8 protein-coding genes are annotated in these 10776 nt (G+C 49.3%); 4 read left to right on the forward strand and 4 right to left on the reverse strand.

Annotation, left to right across the window (positions count from 1 at the left end; translation table 11 throughout):
• Positions 1-68 precede the first annotated feature (68 nt).
• The 4 genes from pdxR to PSHG_RS12810 all read left to right on the forward strand — a co-directional run bounded on the left by pdxR (position 69) and on the right by PSHG_RS12810 (position 5234).
• Positions 69-1601, forward strand: a complete 1533-nt coding sequence (gene pdxR, locus PSHG_RS12795) for a MocR-like pyridoxine biosynthesis transcription factor PdxR (RefSeq protein WP_010273371.1) — start codon at positions 69-71, stop codon at positions 1599-1601.
• 162 nt (positions 1602-1763) lie between these two features.
• Positions 1764-2627, forward strand: coding sequence for a polyamine aminopropyltransferase (speE, locus tag PSHG_RS12800; protein ID WP_010273372.1), 864 nt, complete (start codon positions 1764-1766; stop codon positions 2625-2627).
• 122 nt (positions 2628-2749) lie between these two features.
• Complete coding sequence (gene mgtE / locus PSHG_RS12805) at positions 2750-4108, forward strand: magnesium transporter (protein WP_010273374.1); 1359 nt, start codon at positions 2750-2752, stop codon at positions 4106-4108.
• Positions 4109-4514: 406 nt separating this feature from the next.
• The gene (locus PSHG_RS12810; RefSeq protein WP_010273376.1) at positions 4515-5234 is read left to right on the forward strand and encodes a response regulator transcription factor; all 720 of its coding nucleotides are present in this window, start codon (positions 4515-4517) and stop codon (positions 5232-5234) included.
• Positions 5235-5274: 40 nt separating this feature from the next.
• Here the strand turns inward: PSHG_RS12810 and PSHG_RS12815 are convergent, their stop codons facing one another.
• From PSHG_RS12815 to gcvT, 4 genes are all read right to left on the reverse strand, one after another.
• Complete coding sequence (locus PSHG_RS12815) at positions 5275-6387, reverse strand: AI-2E family transporter (protein ID WP_010273379.1); 1113 nt, start codon at positions 6385-6387, stop codon at positions 5275-5277.
• Positions 6388-6583: 196 nt separating this feature from the next.
• The gene (gene gcvPB / locus PSHG_RS12820; RefSeq protein ID WP_010273381.1) at positions 6584-8080 is read right to left on the reverse strand and encodes an aminomethyl-transferring glycine dehydrogenase subunit GcvPB; all 1497 of its coding nucleotides are present in this window, start codon (positions 8078-8080) and stop codon (positions 6584-6586) included.
• Positions 8077-9429, reverse strand: coding sequence for an aminomethyl-transferring glycine dehydrogenase subunit GcvPA (gcvPA, locus tag PSHG_RS12825; protein WP_010273382.1), 1353 nt, complete (start codon positions 9427-9429; stop codon positions 8077-8079). The genes gcvPB and gcvPA overlap by 4 nt, the downstream gene beginning before the upstream one ends.
• 27 nt (positions 9430-9456) lie before the next feature.
• Positions 9457-10548: a glycine cleavage system aminomethyltransferase GcvT gene (gene gcvT, locus PSHG_RS12830; protein ID WP_010273383.1), complete on the reverse strand. Its 1092-nt coding sequence runs from the start codon at positions 10546-10548 to the stop codon at positions 9457-9459.
• Between the last annotated feature and the right edge of the window lie 228 nt (positions 10549-10776).

Raw genomic sequence — 10776 nt, forward strand, 5'->3', positions numbered from 1 at the left:
TTACTTGTGTTATGATGTAACAGTCAATATCACACTGTAACAGTTGTTAAACCCAGGAGGCTGAGCGATTGAAACTGACTATTAACCGGAACTCGCCGATTCCGCTCGTCGAACAGATTCATAACGGCATTGCCGACCGAATACTCAGCGGGTATTTTGCCAAAGGCGCCAGACTGCCTTCCGTGCGGCAGTTGAGCAAGCAGCTGCAAGTAAGCCCCGTTACCGTTGTCCATGCACTGGAGCTGCTCGAAGCGGAAAAGCTGATTAACCGGATACAGGGGAAGGGCACCTTCGTCTATGATGCGCCGGAGAATGCCGGTCTGGATACGAATGCTCCGGAAGAAGGCGGCCGCCATAAGGGAAAAAGCCGACAGAACATTCATTCACAAGGATCAGGCCCCGTCCCGTTAGACATGCCGGATTACTTGCATCGTTCCCAGTATTTGTATTACAATCAGAAGCCTGCCGAAATTAATTTTTCCTTATCGGCTGTAGCCCCCCAGCTGCTGCCTACCGAGGAGCTGGCCAAAAGCCTCTTGTCCTTGGCACAGCAGCAGCCGGAAATTCTGGCTCACTACGGAGAAATCCAAGGAGATTTACAGCTCAGACAAGCTTTGTCCAACTATTTCGCCAGGGAGAAAATTCAAGCCGGCCCCCAGGAAATACTTGTGACTAACGGCTCCCAGCAAGGGATCGATCTCGTTGCGAGAACCTTTATCGGTCCGGGGGATCTGGTCATTACGGAAGAGCCGACCTACGCCGCCGCCATTGATGTATTCCGCAGCCGCGGAGCCACAATCGTATCCATACCAATGGACGAGGAAGGCATGCGGATAGACAAGCTTTATGAATGGGTAGACCGGCAAACTCCGAAGCTGATCTATACTATTCCCAGCTTTCAGAGTCCGACCGGCAAAGTAATGAGTGCCCGCAGACGGCGGCAGCTGCTGGAGCTGGCCAATGATGTGAACTGTTATATTCTTGAGGATGACCCATGGAGTGAAATCTATTATGAAGAAGCCCCTCCTCCCCACATCAAATCATTGGATGCGGACGGACGGGTGATTTATTTGAAGGGGCTTAGCAAAATGCTTTCACCCGGCTGCCGAATCGGCTTTATGATCGCATCCGTACCTTTGCTTAATCGTCTGATTACAGCAAAAACGAACGCCGACCTCGGGAATCCGCTGCTTAATCAAAAAGTTATTTTGCCCATTTTTGAGAGCGAGCACATCCATAAGCTTCTTGCCAGGCTGCGCCCGGCATTAAGAAGCCGGCGCGATCTATGCTTGTCTCTGTTAGGCGAGCACGCTCCACCCGGACTTGTCTGGAACCGGCCTAAAGGCGGATTCAATTTGTGGCTGTCTCTACCTGAAGGGGCGAATACGAATGATCTGCTTATGGAATCAGAGCGGCAGGGTATCACGTTCCTCCCAGGCTCCTCCTGTTTTCCCAATCACTTGGCCTGGCATCACCTGCGCATTTGCTTTGCCCATGTGGATGAGCCTCTGCTGCGCCAAGGAATCATCAAGCTTTTGGAGCTGATTAAGCAATATCTCGAAGACCATCATCGAAACAAAGGACGCACACCTGTTTTTTAAGCCTGCTTGTCCGTGCATGCAGGCTGACAGTTCTTTTACTTATGTCCCCATTTCGACATGGGGATTTTTTTGTTACAATGGACTATAGTTTGTTTGGAAATACATCCATGCTCAAGAGATGTTTGAATAGATGGATGCAAATTAATTTCTGGAGGTTAGGAAATGAAATTAATGTCTGATTATTTACATGAAGATAGCGAAGGTATCTGGCTTACAGAGAAGGAGCGCGATAATTTAAGGATAAGCTACCGAATCAAAGAGATTGTATTCCAGCATCAATCTCCCTTTCAGCATGTTATGATACTGGATTCTTTCGATTTTGGCCGCATGCTCGTTTTAGACGGAGTAGTACAAACGACTTCTATGGATGGACATATTTATAACGAGATGATTTCACATATTCCCCTTACGCTGCATCCAGATCCGCAAAAAGTGCTAATTATCGGGGGCGGAGATTGCGGTGTGGCGAGAGAAGCGAGCAAATATGAGAATGTGAACCAGATTGATATGGTAGAAATCGATGAAACTGTTGTTAAAGCTTGCTTGGAGCATCTGCCTGCCGTCTCGGGAGGGCTGGCCGATCCGCGGGTTAATTTCATATTTGGCGATGGGGTTGAGTTTGCTCGCCGCTCTCATGAAAAATATGATGTCATTATTGTCGATTCATCAGACCCTGTCGGTCCTGCCAAACAGTTATTTGAGCTGTCCTTTTATGAAAATCTGTTCCAGGCCTTGAAGCACGGTGGAATTCTTGTCTGTCAAAGCCAATCGCCAATATTTCATGCTGACGTCATGAACGAAACGTACCAACGCATGTCCAGTTTATTCCCGCATACGAATCTTTACAGCGCGGTTGTGCCAACCTATCCCGGAGGTATGTGGAGCTTTACACTCGGCTCCAAAGCGGAAATAGACTGGCAAAGGACAGAAATGTTCCAAAAATCTGCCGTTTATGTGAACAAGGGGATATTGCAGCGCTGCTTCCAGCTTCCCCAGTTTGTAAAAGACAACCTCAAGGGGAATTAACAGCGTGCAGCGTGCGCTGATGGCTGATTAACCCATCGTTTAAATGGATTAAATATACAGTAGGATGGAAAGCTAATCAGTATCAGCAATTTGCAATCTATTTTAACGATGAGGTGTCGCTTATGGTCAGCCAAATGACGGAAGAACAATGGGTGGAGCAATTAATAAAAACGCTTGATCATGGCGATCAACCGGCATTTCAAGAAACAATTGATGAGCTTCAGCCTTATGACTGGGGCGTTATGTATCAGGAGCTTCCCGAATCGCACCGCGCCAAATTTTTAAGCTATATGACCCTGGAACAGACGGCTTTGCTGCTGCAGGAGCTGGATAGCAAAAGTCAGCTTCAGGTGCTACAAAAGCTCGGGATTGAAAAGTCTTCAGCTATCATGGATCTCATGCAAAATGATGATCTTGCTGACTTGCTGAGCCAGCTATCGGATGAGGAAATTGAGGAATTCCTCGGTCTGATGAAGGAAGAGGAAAAACAGACGGTTCAAAATTTAATGACCTACCCGCCGGAGTCTGCCGGGGGGATAATGACAAACCGCTATGTCTGGATCCGCAGGCACTATACGGTGAAAGAAACGATTGAAAAGCTTAAAGCGTTCGCCGAGCTTGCAGAAAACTTGTATTATCTATATGTGCTGGATGAGGAAAAGAAGCTTGTAGGGGTTGTATCTTATCGAGATCTTTTACTTGCGGAAGCTGAGGACGTAGTCGAGTCGTTTATGTACACCAGGGTCATATCTGTCAATGCCCACGAGGATCAGGAAGCAGTAGCGCGCATTATAGAACGGTACGACTTTCTTTCAGTTCCGGTCGTTGACGACGAGCAAAAGCTGATCGGGATTATTACTGTTGATGATATTATCGATGTCTTTATCCAAGAGGCCAACGAGGATATCGGCCGTTTATCCGCGTCAGGTAAAACGATCGACTTCGATACGGGCGCTTTCACGGCTTCCTTCCGCCGCCTGCCCTGGCTTATCCTGCTCCTTTTCCTGGGGCTCATATCCGGCAGCATCATTAGCGGCTTCGAGGAAACATTGGCGCAGGTCGTCGCTCTCACGTTCTTCATGCCAATGATTGCCGGAATGACCGGGAATACCGGCACCCAATCGCTCGCCGTTGTTGTCCGCGGCTTAGTATCCCATGATCTGGATAAAAAGGTCGTGACCAAGCTTGTACTGCGGGAATCCGGAGTTGGTCTTATAATCGGAACGACATGCGGGGTTCTGATAGCAGCTATCGCATATCTTTGGCTGGGTAGCCCGGTGCTTGGCCTGGTCGTTGGGCTGTCGTTGTTCCTTACCCTCATTATCGGAACTTTGGCAGGAACGGTGATCCCCTTGCTTTTATACCGCTTGAAGGTGGATCCGGCAGTCGCTTCAGGCCCTTTGATTACTACGCTAAATGATATATTCTCTTTGACCGTCTACTTCGGAACCGCTACTATGTTCCTCTCGTATTTGACCTAGTACATACATCAATACTTCTTGCTGCGCAACAAGCATAGAAACTCTGCTCTTAACAATCATTCCAAAGCCGGTGGCTGCGTCAGGCATGCCCGAATGCAGAGTCACTGTTTTGAATCAGTGGCTCTTTCGGGCGTTCCCTTGGAAAAATGCCCCAACCGTTTTTGATCTACTTCCTGTTTGCTTACGAGCTTCACTGAATTATGCATAAAACAAGCATAAAATCCTTGTATGAGCAGGTCGATATAACTAGAGTACGCCTTTTTTTGCACGCGAAGGAATTCCAAGCTGCAGCCGGGCAGCTTACAGCTGATGCACCCTGCCCCGCCTGGCAAGTCTAACGAAGCTTACGCAAGGAGTCGCTCTTGTTATTTCAAAAGATGCAGGTTAACCGGAGGATCAGAATGTTATGGACAGCATGCCGCATATTATTGTAGTTGATGATGAGGACCGCTTAGCTGAATGGCTGGATATTGAGATGAACAGCGGAGAGTATACTGTCACTTATGTGCATAAAGGAAGGTCTGCGCTAGAAGCTGTGAGGGAATTGTCCCCAGTCCTCATTATGCTGGAACGCCAGCTTACCGATGCAGATAGCTACGACCTTTGTCGGGCTATGCGGGCAATAACGTCAGCACCGATCCTGTTTACCGGTTATCAATGGATTGAAGCAGATAAAACAGCGGTTTTAGAAGCCGGTGGCGATGACTTTGTAGCCAAGCCGCTTAATGCTGGTTTACTCCTGGCAAGAATAAAAGCCCATCTCCAAAGGCATCTGTTGAGACAGCAGACGGAAGAACGTGAATTGGGAGGAAGGCTCGACTTTCAGGAGCTTTCTATTGATCTGCTTCATCATTCGCTGACGATTTACGGCACAACAATACCTCTCTCCGGCAAAGAATTCGAACTTTTGCTCATGATGGCCAAAGAAACCGGCAAAGTGTTCAGTATCGAAGAGTTGTACAGCAAGGTTTGGGGAACGGACAGCCTTGGCGACACCCGTACGGTGCTGGTTCATATTAGCAACCTGCGAAAAAAAATCGAGCGGAATCCGGCTCAGCCCGATTTCATCATTACCCGCCGCGGGGAGGGATATTTGTTTAACGCCACTCCCGTCCGGAAATTTTAAAAAAGCTGCCATATCGGATGTACAGCAGGGGCCAGCTCGGCTAAGAGCTGGCATTCATTTTAGCAGATAGCCGTCTTTCCACAAAGGCATCAAACGCTGTTTTCAAAATAGCGAATACGGGAACAGAAATGATCATCCCCATCACCCCGAAGGTTCCTCCCCCTATCAAAATCGCAAGGATTACCCAAAGCGGACTGATGCCTACCTTGCTTCCGTATATTTTGGGACCCATATAATGCCCGTCAAATTGCTGCAGAAGAAACACGAACAGAAAGGCCCAGAGAGCTTGTCCCGGGGAAACGAACAAAGTAATCAAAGTAACAAATACCATGCCGACGAACGGCCCGAAATAAGGAATTACATTGCTTACCCCTACAACCACACTGGCCAGGAGCGCATTCGGCGTATTCAACAGCATGAGTCCGCAGAAGCAGATCAAGCCGATGAGCAGCGAGTCGAATATAATGCCGGCAAAATACTTAGAGAAAACCGAATCGATATCACGGATATAGGTTATTGCCCTCTCCGCCCGCTCTTTCGGTAAAAAAGCATACAGCAGCCGTTTTCCCCCCTCGGCCAGCTTCTCCTTATCCTTCAGCATATATATGGAAATTACGGTACCCAGCACTACATTTATAAGAGTAGAGGTCAGATTAATAAATAGCGAAGCCAGATTGTTTAAGACGAAGGTGGTCATCTCGCTGATCTGCGAGGACATTGACAGAATAAATTCCTCAGCCTGGCCGCTAATATCGAATCTTTCCGCCCATTCGCTTTGCAAAATATGTACGGTGATCCACTCGTTCAATTCTGTAAAATAGAACGGTATACCGGTCAGCAGCAGCATGATGCTTTCGTATACTCTAGGCGTGACGTAGATAAAGGAAATCAAGATAAAGCCTATTACGCCGACATATACAATTACAATGCTGATCAGCCGTTTGAATCGGCGCAGCTTAAGCTTGCCTTCAATAAAATTGATAATCGGCCTTAGCAGGTAAGCAATGACAAAGGCGAGAAAAAAGGGAGACAGAATAGACAAGAACGAGGATACAACACTCATAACGGTTCCAAGTTCGCTTACCAGCTTATAGAGAAGCAGTGTAATGATGATGACCGAAAACAGATAAATCGTCTTTTTGTACTTAAGCAACCATGCTCCTCCTTCATCTATCTCGTTCTTTTGGTGACTGTTCACAGCCATTTCTTGTGTAAAACTATACCGGATTTCCACTGCTGCTTCAAGCTGACGGCGGAGAGAGCGCTGATCGCTGATTCGGCAGAACGATTCAAAATCAAAAGCCGTGCAGGTGAGTGACCCGCACGGCTTATTAGATTGTGAACTGCAATCAGCCGCAGCTGCAGTTGAGAACCGGCTTGCGAGCAGCCATGGTCTCATCCAGCCGCTGCACCACAGTTGTATAAGGAGCGTTTTTGACAAGCTCCGGATCGGCTTCCGCTTCACCTGCGATCTGTATCATAGTGTCTATAAACCGATCCAGCGTCTCCTTGCTCTCCGTCTCCGTCGGCTCAATCATGATGCACTCTTCAACGTTAAGCGGGAAGTATATGGTAGGCGGATGGAAGCCGAAATCGAGCAGCCGCTTCGCAATATCCAAAGTACGGACGCCTAACTTCTTCTGGCGGTTGCCGGACAACACAAACTCATGCTTGCAAAAGCGCGGATATGGCACATCAAAATGGGACGACAATCTTTTGAGCATATAGTTGGCATTAAGCACCGCTGTTTCGGATACCTGACGCAGCCCTTCACCGCCATACGTGCAAATGTAAGTGTAGGCTCTTAACAGAATGCCAAAGTTGCCGTAAAAGCTTTTTACCCGGCCTATTGATTGCGGACGTTCATAGTCCAAGTAATAAACGCCCTCCTCCCGTTCAGCCACAACCGGTACCGGCAGGAAAGGGATCAGCTTCTTCTTAACCCCTACTGGTCCTGCTCCCGGACCGCCTCCACCATGCGGCGTACTCATTGTTTTGTGCAGATTCAGATGAACGACATCAAATCCCATATCTCCAGGGCGGGCAATTCCCATGATGGCATTGGCATTCGCTCCGTCATAGTAGAGCAGCCCCCCTGCTTCATGAACAATAGCCGCTATTTCCTGAATATTCTCTTCGAACAGCCCTAACGTATTTGGATTCGTTAGCATTAGCGCGGCAACATCCGGACCGACTGCTGCTCTTAAGGCATCCAGATCGACCAGTCCGCGTTCATCAGACGGAATCGTAACCGTCTGCAGCCCGGCCACGGTAGCGCTAGCCGGGTTGGTGCCGTGCGCAGAGTCCGGAACGATTACTTTGGTCCGCTTTTCCCCGCGGCTTTCGTGATAGGCGCGGATCATCATCAGCCCGGTCCATTCACCATGGGCGCCAGCCGCCGGCTGCAGCGTTACCTGATCCATGCCAGTGATTTCCTGTAAATCCTGCTGCAGACGGTATAGCACCTCCAGCGCACCCTGTATGGACTCTTCAGGCTGATAAGGATGGATTTTGGAAAAGCCCGTAAGCCGTGCAACATCCTCATTTATTTTCGGATTGTATTTCATCGTACATGAGCCAAGCGGATAAAATCCGTTATCAATACCGAAATTTCTGCGGGACAAAGCCGTGTAGTGACGAATCACATCCACTTCATATACTTCCGGCAGTTCAGCCGGCTTGCTCCGCATGAACGAGGCAGGCAGCATGGCGTCAAGCTCCACCTCGGGAACATCGCATTCCGGCAGGGAATAAGCGGTTCTTCCCTCACGGCTGATTTCAAAGATTAACGCTTGATCATGCTCATCGGCAGTTGAAGTCGAATGGATCCATTTATTCTCGCTCATAGCAATTCCCCCAAACTGGCTGCGAACTGTTCGATTTCAGCCCTCGTTCTTTGTTCGGTCACAGCGATCAGCAGATGTCCGCCTAGCTCTGGATAGTCCCTGCCCAAGTCATATCCGCCAATAAAGCCCTTGTCCAGAAGCTGGCGGTTTAGCTGAGCGATATCGGTTCCATCTGCTAGCTTCAACACAAACTCATTAAAGAAAGGTGCAGTAAACGCCTGCTCTACTCCATTCAGCTGACTTAGCTGCTTTGCAGCATAATGGGCTTTTTGAACATTTAAACGGGCCACATCCTGCAGACCCTGCTTGCCCATCGTTGTTAAATACACCGAAGCGCATAGAGCGAGCAGCGCCTGGTTGGAGCATATATTGCTGGTAGCTTTTTCTCTCCTAATATGCTGTTCACGCGCCTGCAGCGTTAACACAAAACCTCGTTTTCCTTGTTTGTCCACCGTTTGGCCAACAATCCGGCCGGGCATTTTTCGCATCCATTTTTCCGAAGCGGAGAAATATCCGCAAGTGGGTCCTCCGAGCGCCGAAGGAATGCCAAGCGGCTGGGCGTCTCCAACTACGAGATCAGCGCCAAGCTTGCCCGGCGCTTGCAGCAGCCCGAGCGCCAATGGATTGCTGCTGACTACAAGCAGCCCTCCCGCTGCATGAATGATCGGCTCTACTGCTGCTAAATCCTCAACACACCCGAAAAAGTTAGGAGACTGGATAAGCACGGCCGCCGTCTGATCATTCACCGCTGCAGCCAAATCTGCAAGATCGGTTGTGCCCCCATCTGTCTTAATTTCCTTGACTTTCAGCCCCAAGCCTTTCGCATAAGTGTGCACTATTTGTCTTGCTTCAGGGTGTATCGCTCTGGAAACGATCAGCTGCCTTCTGCGGGTAGCCATCGCTGACAGAGAGCCGGCTTCCGCCAAGGCTGTCGCTCCATCGTACATCGAAGCATTGGCTACAGCCATGCCGGTCAATTCGCAAATGTAGGATTGAAATTCAAAGATGGCCTGCAGTTCTCCCTGGCTGATTTCCGGCTGATAGGGAGTATAGGCCGTATAAAATTCTGAACGCGAGATCACATGCTGAATCGTCACCGGAATGTGATGATCGTACAGACCTGCTCCCAGGAAGCTGGTGTATTGATCGGTGTCTGCGTTCTTGGCGGCCAGCCGCCTCATCGTTTTCAGCAATTCAGGCTCACTTTGCGCTGGCGAAACCTGCAGAGTGCCTTTAAAGCGAATTGACTCCGGCACATCGGCGAACAGCTCTTCCACAGAATCAATGCCGATCGTCTCCAGCATTTCTTTACGGTCCTGTTCAGTAACCGGCAAGTAACGGTGCTTCATGGATGAAAAAACTCCTTTATCATGAATTTACTTTCGCTTGTAAAATGGGGTGGGAATCACCTTGGCCAGCAGCTGTTTGCCGCGGATTTCCACATATACTTCGGTGCCAAGCTTACTGTACCGGCTGTCAATCATTGCCAGGCCGATATTTTGCTTTAAGGTAGGCGACTGGGTCCCGCTGGTCACAGTGCCGATCTTTTGGCCGTCCGCAAGAACAGCATATCCGGTGCGGGGAATCCCCCTCTCCAGCATTTGCAGCCCGACCAGCTTGCGCTCCAATCCTTGCTGCTTCTGCCGCTGCAGGGCGTCACGACCAATAAAAGGCCCTTTGTCCAGCTTGACAAACCAGCCCAAGCCGGCCTCCAAGGGAGTGATGTCAGCGGACAATTCTTGTCCGTATAGCGGCAGCCTGGCCTCAAAGCGCAGCGTATCCCGGGCGCCTAAGCCGGCTGGCACTAATCCGGCTGGCTGCCCTTCCTGCAGCAGCTTTTGCCATAGGGAAGGCGCATCCTTGGAAGCCAGATATAGCTCAAAACCGTCCTCGCCCGTATAGCCTGTACGCGAAAGGATCACGGGAAAGCCGGCAACCCTGGCGTCATGAATATGGTGAAAAGGCTTAAGCTCAGACAATGGAGCATCTGTCAATCGGCTCAATATTTCCTCAGACAAAGGTCCCTGCAGCGCAAGCAGAGCCGTGTTATCCGACAGGTCGGTTACCGTAACGTCTGCTTCCCCGATATGGCTTTGCAGCCATGCCAAATCTTTACTGATGTTCGCTGCATTTAGGACAAGCATGTACTGTCCAGGGTTTAATTGATACACAAGCAAATCATCGACCACTCCGCCATTTTCATAGCACATGAAGCTGTAGTGTGAGCGGCCGGGGGATAATCGGGACACATCATTGGTCGTTAAATTTTGCAAGAAATCAAGCGCACCCTTGCCTTCTACAAACACTTCCCCCATATGGGACACATCAAACAGCCCGGCCTTCTCGCGGACAGCATGATGCTCAGCCTGAATACCGGAAAATTGAACCGGAAGCTCCCATCCGCCAAAATCAATTACTCTTGCCCCGTGCTGCTCGTATAGCGGAAATAACGGTGTTCTTTTAAGCATTATGGCATATTCACCTCAATCGCAGGTTATCTTTCAATTCACAGACTCCGGGCCGTATTGGCCTATAGACTGTTTGGTTTTTGGTTTTTGGTTTTTGGTTTTTGGTTTTTGGTTTTTGGTTTGGCTCTTGGGTTTTTGGCTTTAAGCTCGCTGGCTCTTTGCTCTTTACACGTGACTCTTAGTTTGGCCGGACTTTCACTTGGCAGCGTAACCATCACGGTAAAGCAT

The sequence above is a fragment of the Paenibacillus senegalensis JC66 genome, from assembly GCF_000285515.1.
Classification (GTDB): domain Bacteria; phylum Bacillota; class Bacilli; order Paenibacillales; family NBRC-103111; genus Paenibacillus_L; species Paenibacillus_L senegalensis.